Below are 19,269 nucleotides of genomic sequence, written 5' to 3'. Positions count from 1 at the left end.
TGTTATCCATAATCCCCAGGCAACCAACAGAGGAAGCATTTACTTTGAAAGACACGGAGACCCCAATACAGGGGTTCCGTCAAGCAGTCGGAAAACTGCATTACGCCACCCCGTGACCCGATCTACACCAACTTCGTCATGCCTTCTTGCAAACTGGATAGAGAATGCAGAGTTTGGGTTTGTGTGCCCAATCCAGGTGCGGCAATGGTCTCTTGCGCCGCGCTGGTGCTGATACCGCTCAAACTACCATTTTTGCCGTACTGATAGGCCAAGTCGCCGCCAAAGGCTTCGGAATCAGAGCCTCCCAAGTGAAATTGACTCAAGGCATTACTCAGCGCCCAGCTGGAAAGGCCCGGTCGAGACGCTCTAGCCGTATCGAAGGAATCGACTAGACCCGAAAAATCAAACGTTTCGATCTTGTTATCCATGAGCGGATTGGCTGAGTTTTGATCGAATCCAGTCATGGCCTCGGCCACTACCTGCAAATTCAGAACAGTTTTATGTCCGGCACAATCATACCAATCCTCGAATTTGATTCGATCACCATTACCCATGTCCAACACCAGATCGTCACCGTTCTTACGGAATTTTAAATCGCTATAGCGAATACCGCCGCCAAGCGATAAGGTATCGTCCTGCGCGCCCGAGGAATCCAGCGTATCCGCCCGATCACCTCGATTGAATAGAATTACGTTGCTGCCTCCGGACAAGGCCAATTCATCGTTACCGATGCCACCAATCACTACGGCAGCATCGCCAGAGACGGACAGTTCATCGTCGCCGGCACCGCCATCCAATAAATTGTGGCCTTGGATGTCTCGCAAGTTATCGTTGCCGTAGCCACCCTGCATAAGATCGTTGCCGAATCCGCCGGATAGTTGGTCGTTACCGGTTCCGCCTTGCAATACATCATATCCGGCGCCACCATCGATACGATCATTGCCGCTACCGCCCAGTAATAGGTCATTACCGGCAGACGCCCAAATTACGTCCTTGCCGCTGCCTCCGTCAATTTTGATGTCACCGTAACCATAGCGACGGCTGGTTAAATCAACCACGTCATCACCTCCACCCATTTGGATCTCTTCGATCCCGACTAATCGAGGGCCCGACTGACCGGCGGGGTAAGGACTGATATCGTCATCCAGTAATAGAGCATCGCTACCCGAAGTGCCCTTCAAAATGTCGTATCCAGCGCCGCCATTATAAATATCGTAGCTCCGATTTCGTTCCGCCAGGCTGACTGTTTCAGCAGAGCCTTGATATCCGGGACTACCGACATTAATCCTCCGTCCGGATTCATCTTCGCATGAGTGCTCGCCGTCGTCGTGACCATGGTGATGGTCGTTTTCGTCATCCTCATGATCATCGTGGTCATCATCGGTCCAGCGGCTGTCAACAGAATACAGCAGAGTATCGTCTCCCAAAGCTGCCTGCAGCCAATCCCGACCCGCTTTACCGTTGAGCGTATCGTCACCGGCTGTTCCAATCAGTATATCGTCGCCGTCGGTACCGTCGATAACCTGTCCTTGCACCACATTTGGCGCAATATTCAACACAAAGTCATCGGCTACCGATAAACCGCCTGCATCGCTAACTAATATGCGGAGCGACACGATACCCACATCCAGCGCACCGGGCATGCCGCTTAAAGTACGCGACGTACTATCGAAACTTAGCCAGCTCGGCAACGCGCCACCATCGGCCAAACTTAGACCGTAACTCAGCGAGTCGCCGACATCGATATCCATAAAGGCATTCGCCGGAATCTGATAAGCGAAAGCAACACCTTCCTGGGCCGCTTGATCGAGAACCGGGACCACTAGGATCGGTGCGTCGTTGATATCAGCAATAGCGAGATCAAAGTTAGCTGTCGCGCTAGCGCCGACTGAATCGATTGCTGTCAAACGGATACTAAGATTGCCGACATCGCTATTTGCGGGGGTACCGGAAAAACTCAAAGACGCCGCATCGAACTGCAGCCAACTTGGCAATACGGCACCATTGGATAAGGTCGCCGAATAACTCAAGACATCTGCTGCGTCTATATCGACAAAACTGTCGGTCTGCAGTGCGTATTGAAAAGCTTGATCCTGGGTTGCTGCCTGATTAGTCAGTGGGATAGCGAGGAAAGGTGCATCATTAACGTTTTGCACGGTTAACACAAAGCTATCTTCCGCAGTGCTCCCGGCCGAATCGCTCACCAACAGTTTGATCGAGTATGTCCCAACTTCATTGTTACCTGGAGCACCACTGAAGCTTTGTGTGGCAGCGTCAAAGCTCAGCCAAGCCGGTAAAGGCTGCCCGTCAATCAGCGTCGCACTGTAACTTAACGTATCGCCGGCATCGATATCCACAAAGGACGCCGGAGGTGGGGTGAATAAAAATGGCTGATTTTGGGTTGCGATTTGATCAGCGAAAGGCGTTAACAATATCGGAGTATCGTTTACGTTCGTCACGTTGACGGCAAAATCGGCTGTTACATGACTGCCGGATGTATCCGTGGCCGTGAGCCGAATGGCCAAACTACCGACATCGGCATTCGCCGGTGTACCGCTAAAGCTCAGCGATGCGGCATCAAAAGCTAACCAACTAGGCAGCGCTGAACCATCACGTAACGTAGCGGAGTACGTCAAATGGTCACCCTGATCGACATCAACGAAAGTCGTGTCAGGCAGAGTAAATGTCAATATTTGATCCTGAGTGGCAATGATATCGCTGGGATTGACTGCTACTATCGGTGCATCATTAGCGTTTATGATAGCCAGATTCCATTGCGTTTCCGCCGTCGCACCGAAAGCGTCGGTACCGGTTAAGCGAATCGCATAGCTGCCAACTTGCTCATTTGCCGGCGTGCCGGAGAACGTCGCGGTAGCTTGATCGAAATGCAGCCATGCCGGTAACGCGCTGCCGTCAGCCAAGGTGGCCGATAAAATCAGTGCGCTATTGGCATCGGCAAACAGATCGCTTGGCACTTGATAGTGTATCGGCTGATCTTCCCAAGCCATATGTTCGGCCAATACCACACCGACGCCCGGTCCGGCATTAAGCGCGGCTTCAATCGGCAATGCCCCACCATCGGCAAATTCGAAGCGATCTATGACTTGACTGCCAAATACGCCGCTAGGATCGTAATTGAGAATACGCACCGCGTCGCCTTGGTTACCGTAAGACACCGTCAGCGTAGTGCCGTCGCGCACCAACGTCAGATCGTCAGGCCCTATACCCTCTCCAAAACTTAAGGTATTAGCATAGCCATCCAGCAAGGCGTCGTGGATTGTATCGATACCGTCACCTAGGTTAAAGACGTAGGCATCCCGGCCCGCACCACCCAGTAGGGTGTCATCGCCACTTCCGCCGGTCAACACGTCGTCACCATCACCGCCATAGAGACTATCCACACTTTCATAACCATACAGGCGGTCGCCCAGGTTTGTCCCGCTTAAGGTATTCCCGTTTTGATCACCCTGTATGACAAATGTACTTCTGACCAGCTGTCTAAAATCCACTACGCTACCATCCGCAAATCGAAAACTGTCCACAGCGCGTGGGCTGTTTTCGACATCATTGGGATCGAAACCTTGCAGACGAACCTCATCGCCGTTGTCTCCCACACGGATGATGAACCAACCCGGCTCGCCGTTAGTGGGAGCTTCGAAATGCAAATGGTTGATCAAATCTTCCTGGGTGATACCCGCACCAAACTCCAATTGGTTGCCCGCACCCATTACGGCGCTATCAACGATGGTTAGCACCCCGTCACCTACATTAAACAGATAGCTGTCGTCGCCCGCGCCACCGTCGGCCGTATCGTTACCTGGACCGGATTCAATACGGTCATTCCCCTCATAGCCGAATATTCGATCAGTGGTGGCGGTGCCAAATAGCACATCATTATCTGTTGTGCCGTTGATATCGAAGCCGCGTGCAAGTAACTCCGCGTAACTGACTAATGGTCCTGAAGCACCTAACTGGTAATGCTCAATGGCATGCGCACCGAATGGATCATTGCGATTGAAACCGGATAGGCGAACCTGATTGTCTGCATCCGGATAGTCAAGGATTAACGTACCCGTTCCAGCATCCAGACTCAATTCGAGTGCGTCACCATCAAAATCCTCGGCGGTAAACACCAAGGTATTGCCGGCACCGGCTTCGGCTGAATCGGTAATGCTATCCGTCCCTTCATCGGTGCCGATCAGGTAGACATCGTCGCCGGCACCGCCGTCCATTGTGTCGTCACCGGCTAGAGCGCGGAAAATATCTGCTTGATTACTACCTGTCAGTTCATCGTTATTCGGTGTGCCGACGATTTCTATACCGAGCTCCAGTAACTCAGCAAAATCCAAACTCGATCCATCGGTAAACTGAAAACGCTCAATCGGCGTTAGGACTTCAGGATCGGCCGCTTGAAAACCGGTCAAACGAATTTGATCGCCGAAAGGACCGACGTGGATTGTTAACACATCATCTTCAAGACTCAGCTGTAAGTCGCTCTGGGTTATACCGCTGCCAAAGCGTATTTCATTACCCGAATCGATACCTGCCAAATCGGTGATCGTGTCGATGCCATCGCCAAGATTGAACACGTAAACATCATTACCGTTACCGCCTTGCAATGTGTCGTTACCCCGGCTGCCGACTATAAAGTCATTGCCTGCCCCACCCACGATACGATCTTGCAGGAAGGTGCCTTCCACGTAATCGTCCGCATCAGTTCCCGTCAAATCAAAACCACGTGCCAGTAACTCGATATGGGTAAGCTCAGTGCCATCGGCAAACTCGTAAATGGCCACCGCATTGTCTTCATCGGGATAGTCATGGGTAAATCCGCTCAATCTGACAATATCTCCCACGGCGCCGGTATTGATGACCAAATTGTGCTTATCGTCATAAGACAAGGTCAATGACTCGGGATCTATACCCTCACCGAATATCAACCGGTTGCCGTCGCCATCGGCTACGTCGATGATAGTCAGATCGCCGTCGCCCACGTTGAAATGGTAGGTATCGTTACCTTCCCCTCCTTCGGCAATATCGGCACCCGGACCGGCATTGATGTCGTCGTCGCCTGAACCAGCCAAAATCGTATCGTTACCGGTTCCTCCTATCAACAGGTCGTCGCCGCTACCCGCTTCTATCCAATCATCACCGGCACCACCATCTACAATATCGTCGCCGGAACCCGTAGCGATCACATCGTTACCAACCTCTGCATCCACGATGTCGTCGTTCTCGTTGCCGAGAATTAGATCATCGCCATTGGTGCCTATATTGCCGTTGGCGTAGTAAGGCGTGCCAAAAAGATCATCAGTTTGTGCGTACGCTACCGCATAACCCCCGCCCATTGGGGCCGCCGTACCCGTCAATTCGAATTCCGAGGCGTTACTCTGAAAAATGGCGACTGGCCGGGTGCGATCTGACGACATCAGTCCCGATGCCTGTGTCGCAACCAGTCCAGCCAAATTGAAAATACGTGCATGTCCGTCGGCATCGATAAACTGTAATCGGGCAACTGCCGGATCTTCAGATACGGAATAACCATCCCATACCCGGAACCAAGGGAAAGTAATACTGCCGCCCGCGCCGCCATCTAGCAGCAATACCAAATTGCCTTGAGCATCCACCGTTGCCGAAATATCATTGGGATTAATGCCAACACCGAACGATAGGGTATTGATTGCTCCACTATTGGCATAGTTTTCCAGATAATCGTCGCCGTCACCACGATTAAAGGCAAACGTATTGTTGCCGTCACCCCCGTACGAATAATCATCGCCGCGTCCACCCGCTATGATATCGTCACCGCTGTCCCCGTAAACCGAATCGTCGCCGTAACCGGCTGCAATGACATCATCGCCAGAACCACCAACAATAATATCCTCATTGGCGCGGGCATCAATCTTGTCGATACCGTCATAACCATAAATCTCGTCGTCGGCCACACTGCCTAACAGAAATTCGTTCGCGTTGTTGCCGTACTGATTGCCGATCACCCCGGCATCCGCCCGTGCCAAAACCTCGCTCAATGTCAGTTCAGTGCCGTCGGCAAATACAAAACGGCGTACTTCAAAATCTTGCAGGGTGGTATAGAAGCTGTAATAGCTACCACCATAACCGCCACCGTAATCGATGCCACTGTAATAACTTTGCAATTCCAGCAACAGACCGTCGTTACCGCCCACGCCGACCGCCAATAACAGTCCGTCTCCATAATTGCCGCCGTAACCGCCACCATACCCACCGCCGTAGCTTCCTCCGTAAGAGCCACCATAGCCACCATAGCCACCGCCGTAGCCTGACGAGCCCGCATCGCGGATTTGCACCAACAAATCGGCAGCACTGATGCCGGCTCCGAATACCACAGCATCGTCGCTAAATCTGAACGGTTCAGCCATTATGTGATCGAACCCATCACCGCGATTCAGAACATACGTATCGGAACCGCGACCGCTAACAAGTTCGTCATCGCCAGCACCACCGGCGAGGACATCGTTGCCAGCCGTACCATAGGTATCGTCGCCATATAACCGGTCGCGGCCAGCGCCGCCATGTAGCTGGTCATTACCGTTATTGCCATACAAGGTGTCTTCTTCTGCGCCACCTTGCAATACGTCATCGCCTTCGCCACCATAGAGCCAGTTTTCGCCACCTTCGTCTTGCATCGTGTCGTTACCGGCTTGACCGTACAACTCGTCATTACCCGTTCCGCCGTTCAGCGTGTCGTTACCGTCTCCGGCATAGATTTCGTCGCCACCGGCAGCGCCGAACAGCGTATCGTCGCCTTCCAGGCCAATGACGGTATTCGCCCCATCTGTACCTACCAGAATATCCGCATTCGGGGTACCGAGCAGTGTGTTACTGTTGTCCGCAATACTGGCTAACAAGGTTATCGTATCGACGTTCCAGCGCGTGCCGTCGGCAAATTGCAAGAATTCGACCTGATTCCAGCCGCCATAGTTAAAGTTGATGACTCGCATACTATCGGTGCCACCGACGATGCCTATCAATAAATCGTTGCCGTCGAAGGACAGTGCAACATCGGTTGTGGCAATGCCGGCGCCCAGCCGTATAGTATCCGTCCCGTCGTCTTCATCGATAACATCATGACCGTCGCCCAGACTAAAAAGGTAAGTATCGTTACCACCACCACCGTAGAGAAGGTCGCTACCGCGACCGCCGTTCAGCGTATCGTCCCCCCAAGCACCCTCCAACATATCGTCGCCGGCATCGCCGGTGATAACATCATTGGTATAGAACCCTAACAGTTCGTCATTGGCGGACGTACCCAGTAACACTTTTTGCCTAATGACATTAAGGTTCCAGACCGTGCCGTCGGCGAAGCGGATTTCCTCGATTTGATTCAGTTCGGAATAAAAACTGTTTTTCACCGTCAAGACATCAGTAGAATCCTCCAAAGTTAATATCAGATCATTGCCTTGGCGGCTGAGTCGCACGTCAGTGGGAATCACGCTCTCGTCTAGCGTGATGAAATCGTTAATGTCGTCAGAGCTCCCGGCATCCGAGACCGAGTCGCTACCATAACCGTAACCGAATCGATAGCCGTCGTTACCGACACCGCCTGTCATGCCGTCTTGACCGGTGCCACCATCCAGTAGGTCATTGCCTAGGCCCCCCGATAAAGTATCATCCCCGGAGCCGCCAGTCAGTTGATCGTCGCCGGCTTCGCCAAATAAACGATCATTGCCTGCCAAGCCGGTGATGGCATCGCCAGTGGCGTAACCGACGATGTCGTCGTCGCCGGAGCTGCCCATCAAACTGAATGCAACTGCATCGGCAGCCGTCCATACCGTGCCGTCGGCAAATTCGATACGCTCTATCAGGTTAGCGGCTTCCCGACCCGGTTGTGGGTTGAACCAATTTTTGACGGTTAAGGTTTCGCCGGTTTCCTGAATAACAAAACTGAGATCGTTACCGCGATGCCTGACTAACACATTCGTGGGGAGAAGATCGGGGGCAAAGCGGATGGTATCGCTATTACCTATTGAGGCATCGCTATCGATGATGGTGTCGTGCCCGTATCCCCGACCAAACAGATAAATATCGTTACCTGCTTCGCTAGACGACCATTGGCTACCACCGTAAAGCGTATCATCGCCGCTGCCGCCATCCAGTATGTCGCTACCCGTTTCGCCGTACAAAATGTCATTGCCGGCATCGCCATGCACACTATCGTTACCGTAACCGCCGAAGACCCTATCGTTGTCCTCGCCACCGTGCATGAGGTCATCGCCGCCATCGCCGAACAACATATCGTTGCCGGCTAGCCCTTCGTAGCTTTCGCCTTGCCGGCCGCCTCTAAGATAATCGTCTGACTCCGTACCTATCAGACTCAAATGACTTTCCAGGTAAGAAATATCCCACACCGTGCCATCGGAGAATTCGACGCGCTCGATTTTGTTGTCTTCGCGATCGAAGGCAAACCAATCCTGAATAGTCAGACTGTCCGCGCCGTTATTCAGGCGCAATACTAGATTATTGGCGACGCGCAAAATACTGACATCGTTCGGTGTTACGTTGGGTTGAAAGCGGATGGTATCGGTTTCGGTATGCTTTATATCAGTATCCAGAACGGTGTCGTGTCCGTATCCTAAGCCGAATACGTAGGTATCGTTGCCGCTCACTGCACCAAATCGGTATAAATATTTATTGATTATCGTGTCATCACCCAGTCCGCCGTCAATAACATCGTCACCCAAGCCCCCTTCGATTTGGTCGTTCCCCAAACCTCCCTCGATCAGATCGTTTCCTGAGCCACCTACAATTTGATCGTTACCGCTACCGCCATTTATATGATCATCGCCTTGACCGCCGTCTATGCGGTCATTACCTGCCAGACCAGTGATAATATCATTCGTGTAAAAAGCAGGAATGGTGTCGTCCTGCTCGCTGCCGGCCACGATCATGGCCCGCAGCTCGGCTTCGGTCCACACCGTGCCGTCGGCGAATTCGATGCGCTCGATCCGACTGACGGTGTTTTCGTTATAGTAATAATATCCCTGGATCGTGACCCGGTCGGCGCTGCCGGCAATACCTAAATCCAGATCAAAACCGTTGATGCTGACTTGCACGTCGCTCGGCGCGATGTCAGCCGCAAAGACCAATCTATCGACATTGAAGCTAGCGGTATCATAGTCGATGATGGTATCGTGACCACTGCCACGCCCGAAGTGGTAGGTATCGGCGCCGTTATCGTATTCGGATCCGTAGTAGCGAGTATTGGTGTAGTAGTTGACGTTGTAATCGCCCCCCACCAGAGTATCGTCACCGGCGCCGCCCTCCAGCGTATCGTCTTCCGATCCTCCCAGTAGCAAATCATCGCCGGCATTGCCGCTCAGGTTATCGTTGCCAAGACCGCCATGGAGTTCGTCGTTACCGCCCAGGCCTGTGATGGTATCGGCGGCATAACTGCCTTGAATGACATCGTCGCCTTCGGTCGGTTGCGCCACGGTATGGCGCAGCAGTTCATCCGCATTCCATATCGTTCCGTCGGCGAAATGAATGGCAGGAATTGAGCGGCGCATCAATTCACGGGGGTTATTGTAGGCGTTCCACCAGCCGTTAAATCCGCTATTGCCTTGAATGGTTAAGGTTTCGCCGGTGTCGATGATGCGCAGCCTGACTTCCACACGTCCTACCATCTCGACCTGAATGTTGGCTTCGGTCAGTCCCTCCAGTAGCAATACGTTGCTGCCGTCGCCATCGCTTAACACATCCTGGCCGCTGCCGCGCCGGAACAAGTAGACATCGTCGCCGCGTCCGCCCTTTAGTGTGTCATCGCCGCTGCCGCCGTCGAGCCGGTCTTTGGCGTAGCCGCCCTGGAGCAGGTCGTTGCCGGCGCCGCCCATCAGGATGTTATCGCCGTTGCCATCGTAGAGGGTATCGTTTCCGGCACCGCCCAGTAAGACGTCATTGCCGTCGTTGCCGATCAGGGTATCCGCCTGGTCGCCCCCCACTAGAATGTCGGCAGCAGCGCTGCCATCCAGGCGGGTGATGCCGGCGGCAGTGATCCGGACGCCGAAGGTATTGAAAACTTGTTGCAATTCCGGGGTGACGGGGTTGGCGCGCAGCGCGTCTTCCAGGATGTTCCAGGCCTTAATATCGGTACCCTGGAATTGTTGTTGCGTTGAGCGAGTGAATTCGATCAGGTCGGTAATGCCTTCGACCGGGTTGGTTTGAATGTTTTGGCTTAGGGTGGCTTCCAGGGCGGTGAAATCCAGGCGGATACCTTGGCCATCCATAATCAAGCCGACTTGGTCCAGCAGCGGTTTGAAGCGGGTTTGCAGTAGCAGGTTTTGGTAGACGGTTTCTCTAAGGGCTGCGTAACCTTGATCGAGCGCGTAAAGCTGTGCTTGGGCGAAATTGACTAAGAGGCGCTGGCTGGGCTCTCCAACGGCTGGACGGTAGCTGTAATCATTGGATAAACCTAGAATGGCCGAGCTGCCGGGCTGGTTTTGGCCGGGCAGATTGAAGAAGTAACGGCCGTTAAAGGCTTCCAAGACGTGAATCTTGCGGTTCCAACTGGCGATCAGGGCTTTGTAGTCAGCATCGACAAAGGCATCGTTGGTGCCGTCGGGCGAGAGCGTACCGCCGCTGGCGGCCACGGCGGCTGCCGGTAGCAGATGACTGCTGCGACTGACGTTGCCGAAGCTGTCGTAGCGAACCCGGAAGTGCGCAGGGTCGCGTTGATCCATACTGTTGGCCATGCCGGCGGTATCGGCCCAGGTACTGAGTAAGTTGTCCAACAGCGCCAACTGCTCGGTACGCGTAGCGGCTTGGCTATATTGCGTCAATAGCGCATTAACCGCTGTGGATAGGCTGGCGGCTTGGTGCAGTTCGCGGACTTTGCCGGCACCTTGCAGGTTGGGCAAAGCACTAACATCCTCCGCCAGCGGCACCGGCTCGCTGAATTGGCTGCGGAAGGTGTCGGCGGCCAGGTTGATCTCGGCGATTTTGCCGATCGTGCCGTCGTCACGGATAACATCACCCTGACCGAGTAAACGGTTACCATTACCTAGGGCCTGGTTGACGGTGCTGTGGGCGAGCGCGATGGATTGAATACCCAGATCAGCCAAGGTGAATAGCTCGCCGATTTGTGAGGTGCCGTCCTGATTGAGGTCACTCCAGACACGCAGGTCGGCGAAGCGGGCATCGGCTGCATCAATACGGCCATCGGTATTGCTGTCTTCCTGAGCCAGCGCCACGAAACCGTCGGCGGCGGTTTTACCATTCGCCAGCAAGGTGCCGTCGCCAAACAGTTCACGACCCGTGTCTATCGTGCCGTTGCCGTTGCGATCCATTACCAGCAGGCCATCGTCGGACTTGACCCAGCCGGACGCGGTTTTAACGCCGTCGGCATCGTGGTCGAAATACACATTGCCGATGCCGGTGGTTTCAATGCCGTCGCCGTCCAGGTCCAACACCAAGGGGTCGCGGCGGGGGACGAAGTTTTGGGCAGCGTTGAATTGGCCGGCGGTGAGCGGGTTGATGTCGGCGCCGTAGGCGGGGGGAAAGAAGAAATCCCGAATCGATTCCAATAGACTTTTACCCGGCATTGAGGCATCGATCAGTTCATCTACCATCTGCTTGGAGCCGTTCAGGCTCAGCAGTTCGCCATCGGCGGAAATCGACCATTCGACATGATCGCCGGTAGCCGGGTCGTAGGCGTAATAACTGCTTGAACCATCGGGGTTGGCGGTGCTCAACGACAGCAGGTCGCCGGCTGAGGAAACGGTCCACTGGGCGGATTCGCCGGAAGACGGATCATAGGCGGTATACGCTTTGCTGCCGTCGCTGTTATTGGTGGTAAGCGACAATAGCTCACCGCTGTTAGAAAGCCGCCATTCCGCGAAGGTCTGACCTTGTGGATCGAAGGAATAATAGGTTTTTGTGCCATCGGCGTTGGCGACACTGGCGGAGGTCAAATTGCCGGCGGCATCCAGTTTGAAATTAGCGCGGGTATTGCCGTTCGTCGCGTTGGCAAAGTTCGATACTGAATTAAGTTCGCCGGCATTTGCGGAACTAATGAAGAAGTCTCTGATAAGAGCAGAAAAATCGGGTAATGCCTGTTCCACTCCATCGACCATGTTTTTTGAGCCACTCAAGGCCAGCAACTCTCCATTGGCGGACACTGTCCATTCAATATGGTCGCCGCTAGTCGAATCGTATGAGTAGTAATTGGTTGAACCGTCTGGGTTGGCTGTACTCAACGACAATAGGTCGCCGGCGGGCGACACCGACCAGTCGACGTATTGGCCGGTCGCGTCGTTATAGGCCGAGTAATAAGTGGGTGAGTTGCTACTGGTATTGAGTTCGGTGAGCTCGCCGTTGCTGTTCAGCGACCATTGGGCGTAGTTGCCGTCAGGCTTGAAGGAGTAATACGTTTTGCTACCGTCAAGATGAACGATAGCGGTTGAAGTGACTTGGCTCGAAGAGTTTTGAATGAAGGCATAAACCTTGATATTCGGCGAGAATTTAAGCGATACGGTGGATCCATCGGGTAAACTGGACACATATTCGCCAAAATTATTTGCGATATAGTTTAACCCCGTATCGAAACCAGGCTCATAGCGCCAGCTGAAATCTTGTACATTTAGCCCCATTATATCCCCAAAGATATGGAAGGCTGAATTGCTATTGATAACACCGAGAGGATCAATGAATCCTAAAGGTGAATAGGGCAAATTAAGGCTATTCAAATAGTCTGTTGCTGCTTGCGCGTTATTCCAACGGCTTAATACGTCATCTTTAGTTCCAGCATAAACAATTGTTGAACCATCGTCGTATTCGGTTCCACCATAACTATGTCCCCTTGGGTCTTCATAAAATTTAAGCTGATCGCCAATCGTTCCAATATCCTTGACCGCCGGAGGTTGGCTATCCGGGTCATAGGCCAAGCCATGTAATTGGTGCAATATTTTGCCATCAGGTCCGCGTAGCACCCAAAAATTATGATTTGCAACTCCAAGAATGCTCATGTAGTGGGCTTCTATGGTATAAGTCCCAGTGTTAGTCATTTGATTCTCCAACTATTTTAATTTTGCCATTGTTTTCATATTGCTTTTTGTCTATTTCGTAACATTGATTGCTTATATTATTAACCTCAACTTCCAATATCTTGTTATCTTTTGTTTTTATGGCATAGTTAAAATAACTTTCGATAAGACTTGCACTTATCACCTCCCGTCCTAATAATCCCAATCCTTTTAACCCCATGATGTAATCCATTTTCATGGCGCAATCGATTGTAGCAATTGATGCGCCTTCGTTTTTTATGCAGGTACCGCTGGAATTTCTTAAGGTATCTAACATAATGTTTTCATCCGATCCCTTTGGGAACCATCGGTAAAATAAAAAAACTCGTTGATCTTTAAAGTGCTTGAAATAAGACTCATCCAGAATGTCTTTTGGAGGGAACTTTGCTCGACAAGGACCATGAAACATAATATCCTCACGAATACTATCGCTAAACTTTGTTTTCGATTCCAAGTGATGATCGGAAAAATATCCAACAGAAAAATAACCATGTTTATCGCAACCGGTTATTAATAAACAAATAAACCAAAAGGCCGTAAGGCGCAATATCCAACGGGCATTGCGCCGTATTGCTGTTTGTTTTGTATTATTCATATCGCGCCTATTTACATACCTTATTCTTCATCGTTAAGACTGCGGCATTTCACATGCCGGCCAGGGAATTGGCCTGATTTTTAATTCACTCTGATCGTTTAAGCCGCTAATCGCCTGGAATAATAGTCCGGGCTATCAATCAGCGAAGCAACCGGATGCCAGGACGGCAGTAGTCAGCAGCCTTGGCATTGTTAACTCGCTTCTCGACTTGCCATAGCACTTCATTGGCTGCATTCGACTTCCAACCCTTGAAATTCGTCGCCTGGAACTGGCTCTGGGTGGAGCGGGTGAATTCGATCAAGTTGGTGATGCCTTCCACCGAATTCGTTTGGATGTTTTGGCTTAGCGTGGTTTCCAGTGTGCTGAAGTCCAGGCTGATGCCGTTACTGTCCAGTTTCAGCGTGACTTGATCCAGCGAGTGTTTGAAGCGGGTTTGCAGCAGATTTTGATAAACCGATTCTCTAAGCGATTTGAAAGTCTGACTCAAGATGATCAGCTGTTCTTGCGCGAAATTGACGAGTAAGTGCTGGCCGGGTAGATTGAAAAAATAGCGACAGGCAAAAGCTTCCAGCACATCAGGCTTGCAGTTCCAGGTAGTGATTAGCTCTCTGAAGCCTTTTTTAAGACGCATTCCGACGCACTGCGCCTGTGTGGCTTTGGGTCTACTGGGGTATAACGAATGTCTGCGGAAAAATGTCGGTCTAAGGCCGGTCCATCGCGTAATCACTTTTATCGAATCCATTCGCTTTAGTTTGTTCATTAAATTGGTTATTAGAATTTAACTAGCTCTTGACCTCTTGTTTCTGGAGAGCAAATAGTGCGCCAAGTTATCCGGTGCTTAACGGCAAGATCAAATAGAATGATCCATCATGGGGTTACGAGCATCCAGCGTGTATATAAATTTCAGACAAAAACAAAGTCATACCTTAATCAAAGATAGTCCGATTGAGGCTTGTTTAGATTCAATGAGCCGCCGAGCATGTTGAAATATAATTATTTTATAATCAGGTTGAGTGTAAAAAAATTCGACATCTACTTTTACTGAGTTCTATGTAAGCAATTGCGTACATTTTATCAAAAATAGTATTCAATCAAGCGTTTATGCATTTATAGCTATTTGTGTTTTTCAAGCTATACCCATTTGCAATGACTAAATAACTGTCAGATTTTTTGACGTTACGCATGGCACTTGCCTTTATAGATGTGTCGATAAGGTTTTTAGTAATCGCCTAATTCCTGATAGCATCCACTGTCTCTTGTTTTTCGTCGCCGACCGACGCTATATTTTCACCGTTGCGGACAACTGCGTCGAGACGTAAGTTTTTTGGCAAGTGATGCGCGATAAACAACATAGTTCCAAAGTTCTCATTGGGCATCGCGGGATGCTTCAAAGTTGCTGAGGTTCGTGAGTAATCAGGAAAATATTTGGCCTATTTTCTTTTAAATTTTCTGTTTGCCAATTACTACATTTATACAGCATGTTTTCGGTGGCTATTTTATCAAGTGATTTTAAATTCTGAATTGCCAAAAAGCGTTTATAACGATGACGTGCCGTTAATCAGTAAAGCCCATGAATTTGATAATTGAATATTTTAATCCAAACAATGATGAAAGACATCAAGAATACCTTGATTGCCTCCAAAAAAACATCGCGAATGATTTAATTAAAAATGTTCATATCTTTATTTCGGATGGCTCCGAGTTGGATATGGCATGCGAAAAAATTGTAATCAATCGCCCCGTGCAACGACCGACCTATTATGAGTTGTTTAACTATTGCAATGAGAACTTAAAAGAAAAAACATGCATTGTTGCGAATGGCGACATTATATTTACAAAAGATATTTGTTTTTTTAATACTATTTCCTTGGATAAGGTTTTCATCGCTTTAACCCGATGGGAGTTGGTATTGCATCAACAGCAATGGATTCCAGCCCCTTTTAAGAAAGGTACCTCTCAAGATGCTTGGATTTTTAAAGCTCCGATTTTAACCTGTGAGGAAATGAATTTTAATCTCGGAAAGCCCGGCTGTGACAATAAAATTGTCAAATTAGTTTACGATCTTGGGTATGAAATCAGAAATCCGGGAAACGGCTTGGTTACAATTCATAATCACAGAAGTCAATTTAGAACTTATACCGAGAAAGAAAGAGTGCCTGGTCCGTACCTTTTAGTGTTTCCAAACCAAGATATTACAAAAAAAGCCAGATTACTGGAGATCCCCGGCTTTTTTGAAAGCTAGTAATCTGGTTAATTTAGCGGCAAGGCTATAATGTTTGAATCTCGGCTTTCTAAATCACCGCAGGTTCGCCCTCGGTTACTATTCAATGCCCTGCTTTAGCAACCTATCCCGGCCCCGGCCTGTAAAAATCATCAAGTCTTGGCGCGGGGGATAAAAACATATTTTGCAAAAACTATTTCTTGATAGCATCCGCCGCATCCTGCTTTTCATCGGCAACTACCGCTATTTTTTCACCGATGCGGACAACTGCGTCGAGATGTAAGTTTTTCGGCAATTGATGCGCGATAAACAACATGGTAACCCGGCCTTTAAGCTGATTGATGGTCTTGGCAAAATGTTCTGCGGTATGGGGGTCAAGGTTGCTGGTGGCCTCGTCGAAGATCAAAATCTTCGGGCGTTTGAGCAAGGCTCGGGCTATCGCGAGACGTTGCCTCTGACCGCCGGATAGGCCGATGCCGCGCTCGCCAATCTCGGTTTGGTAGCCTTTTGGCAAGGCTTCGATGACGCCATGGATTTCCGCCATCCGACAGGCCTGGACGATCTGTTCAAAATTCGCTTGTGGATTGGCTATCAGTAAATTGTCGTAAATGGTCCCTGAAAACAGAATGGTCTCTTGCGGCACTACGCCGAAGTTTCGGCGCAGTTCATTGGCTGCCAGATGACGAATGTCTGCGCCATCAAGTTTGATGCGACCCTCGCCAGGCAGATAAAAACCTTGCAACAGCTTTGCCAGAGTACTCTTACCGCTGCCGGATGGCCCCATGATAGCCACTGCCTTACCTGCCGGAATTGTTAAGTCAAAGTCGCGATACAACCATGGTAGCTGCTCGTCATAGCGAAAACTCAACGATTGGATTTCGATGTTGCCGTCACCGTTCCCGGTACGAGAGGGTGTCAGGGTGTGCGGCTCTGCTGGCATATCCATTAAGTCACCCAAGCGTTTAACGGCAATGTGCGCTTGTTGAAATTCCTGATACAACCCAACTAAGCGCAGGACGGGTTGGCTAAGGCGTCCCGCAAACATCTGGAAGGCCACTAGCATGCCAATTGTAAAGCCGTCGTTATTCATTACCAGCAAGGCGCCGACAATGAGGATAGCTAGGCTCTGAGTTTGCTCTAGGGTGTTAGCAATGACGTTATAGGTATTAGCTAGTCGTTTGGTTTGAAAGCCGGCACCGAGGTAATCGGCCAAATAATCACCGTAACGATGCTCCAGAAGCGATTCCATTTGCAGGGATTTGACAGTTTCCATGCCGGAGACGTATTCAGTCAGAAAGGCTTGATTACGAGCGCCGATCAGAAATTGTTGATTCAATCGACTACGAAATTGAGGGGTAACGATCAAGCTAAGACCGGTAATGACTAGCAGGAACCCCAGGGAGATTAAGGTTAGTTGCCAGCTGTAATAAAACATCACCGCCAAAAATATTACCAAAAACGGTAAATCGAGTATCAATGTAATCAAGGCACCTGACAGGAACTCTCGAATCGTTTCGACGCCATGCAAGCGAGCTACTAACGTTCCAGTGGAGCGGTGCTGAAAATAGGCCAATGGTAACCGTAGCAAATGGCCGAATACCTGGCTCCCCAATACTGCGTCAATTCGATTTCCGGTATGAATCACTAAATATTGGCGCAACCAAGTCATAATGGCGTTGAATACCGTGAATACACCAAGGCCTATGCCCACGACAGTTAAAGTGCTTAAGGTCTGGTGAACCACGACTTTGTCAATAATCACTTGAGTAAATAATGGCGTGGCTAGACCGATGAGCTGAATAGCGAGCGAGGCCAAAAGCACATCGCGCCAAACTCGTTTGTAGCGTAACAATTCCGGTATAAACCAACGAAAGCCAAACTTTCCTGATTTCACCGTTTCATTTTCATGCCCGTCTTCTGATTTAACTTGGCTTGCTGGAAGGGAAACGCATAACACTACAGGTTCGAATTGTTCCGTGAAATCGGCTACCGATAAAGTCTCAGCAACTTCGCTACCGGCTTTAAAAAACAATACGCGCTCATCATCGGCTTTGATGATGAGCACGGGTTCACTTTGTCCTAAATCAGCTGATTGGCTGGTATAAGCTTCTTCTGTCGATGCCGAATCTGCACTATATATTCCAGGGCTTTCTTTCGGATTAGCGAGCTTCTGTTTATAACACGCGATGCCTGGTAAATTTAGTTCCGTAAATTTACAGGAGCGCCCCAACTGTTTCTCATCAAGCTGAAAGCCAATTGTGATTAGCGCTTGCTGTAAGGTGGTCGTGGTATAGGGTGGAAAGAGTTGCTGTAGTAGTAAATTAGGATCAAACGGCATTCTAAACAACTGGGCTAAGCTGCCCACGAGCCATAACAAATCCGTTTGTGTCAGCGTGCCGATTCGCATTGTGCTTTCCGATTGGTGTGGTAATTAAATTGAGAGGTATATCTATAACAAAGCCAGCAGTATGGCCACGAGATAACTTTGACGGTCTATTATAAGCAATTGGTATGCCATTGAGCTTGGCTTGGTGTAACTCGTTGAGAGGATATCAAGGGAGAATCGAGCTACAAGCGGAAAGGTAAAAATACCACTCAAAACTGATATTGCATACTATTGTCAATGTCATACGCTGAAAATCTTGGAAACGGCGCAAGCGAAGTGAAGATTTTTAGTCCCCGATATACTAGAAATTTATGCCTTAAATTTTCGGGTCGTTCTTCATTTTTTAGCGGCACCTTAATCTTCCGATATGCGTTTAATTTCTAGCACAGAAACTAAAACGCCAAGATCCGCAATTGGCTTGTTGGGTGAGGTCGCCAATGGCTGCTTTGTAGCCTTCCAGTTAGCAGAATCTGGATTTGGCTGACTGGCCGCTTTGGAGAAACACGACCGGCAAGAATGGGTCGTTCTGATACGGTCACCAAGGATTGCTTTGCAGCCCGCCCGTTCCAAGAATCTGGCTTTGGCCGGCTAGCCGGAGAAACGCTACAGTCAGATATGATCGTCACAAGACAACCAAGGCGATTCCATATAAGCCCAGTGACAAACGCCTTACTAGAATTCGTTTCAAAAACGAAATATTTGCTACCACCAGTCCCTTTATATAGATTAAATAAAGATTATATATAGATTAGCACCCTCGATTTTCAGTCTAAAATAATCGCTGAAGCCAACGAATATCAAGGCCTGCAGCGATTTTACAATTTGCTCTAAGCGTCGGTCTAATGCCGTGTCAAACGTCGGCCTAATGCCGTGCTTTTTGTCGGTCTAATGCCGTGCCCGTCGTTCTAATGCCGTTACCTTGTCGGCCGAATGCCGTGCCTCCGTCGGTCTAATGCCGTATCCGCGTCGGCCTAATGCCGTATCGAGAGGCTTAGACCGACCCAAAATAGCG

Annotated in this window: 5 protein-coding genes; 1 reads left to right on the top strand and 4 read right to left on the bottom strand. The window is 50.1% G+C overall.

The genetic code is table 11. The features are described from left to right. Positions 1 to 122 precede the first annotated feature (122 nt). From DDY07_RS24290 to DDY07_RS06265, 3 genes are all read right to left on the bottom strand, one after another. The gene (locus DDY07_RS24290) at positions 123 to 12,533 is read right to left on the bottom strand and encodes a calcium-binding protein (protein ID WP_367650855.1); all 12,411 of its coding nucleotides are present in this window, start codon (positions 12,531 to 12,533) and stop codon (positions 123 to 125) included. A gap of 496 nt (positions 12,534 to 13,029) precedes the next feature. Further along, positions 13,030 to 13,650: a hypothetical protein gene (locus DDY07_RS06270; RefSeq protein WP_171695235.1), complete on the bottom strand. Its 621-nt coding sequence runs from the start codon at positions 13,648 to 13,650 to the stop codon at positions 13,030 to 13,032. Between the two features lie 139 nt (positions 13,651 to 13,789). After that, positions 13,790 to 14,281: a hypothetical protein gene (locus tag DDY07_RS06265; RefSeq protein WP_171695234.1), complete on the bottom strand. Its 492-nt coding sequence runs from the start codon at positions 14,279 to 14,281 to the stop codon at positions 13,790 to 13,792. Positions 14,282 to 15,220: 939 nt separating this feature from the next. Between DDY07_RS06265 and DDY07_RS06260 the strand changes: the two genes are divergently transcribed. Further along, complete coding sequence (locus DDY07_RS06260; RefSeq protein ID WP_171695233.1) at positions 15,221 to 15,892, top strand: hypothetical protein; 672 nt, start codon at positions 15,221 to 15,223, stop codon at positions 15,890 to 15,892. Between the two features lie 172 nt (positions 15,893 to 16,064). Here DDY07_RS06260 and DDY07_RS06255 read toward each other — a convergent pair whose 3' ends face one another. Next, complete coding sequence (locus tag DDY07_RS06255) at positions 16,065 to 17,936, bottom strand: peptidase domain-containing ABC transporter (protein WP_367650854.1); 1,872 nt, start codon at positions 17,934 to 17,936, stop codon at positions 16,065 to 16,067. Between the last annotated feature and the right edge of the window lie 1,333 nt (positions 17,937 to 19,269).

The organism is Methylomonas sp. ZR1 (assembly GCF_013141865.1).
Classification (GTDB): domain Bacteria; phylum Pseudomonadota; class Gammaproteobacteria; order Methylococcales; family Methylomonadaceae; genus Methylomonas.
This window is presented reverse-complemented; position numbering and strand designations above follow the sequence as displayed.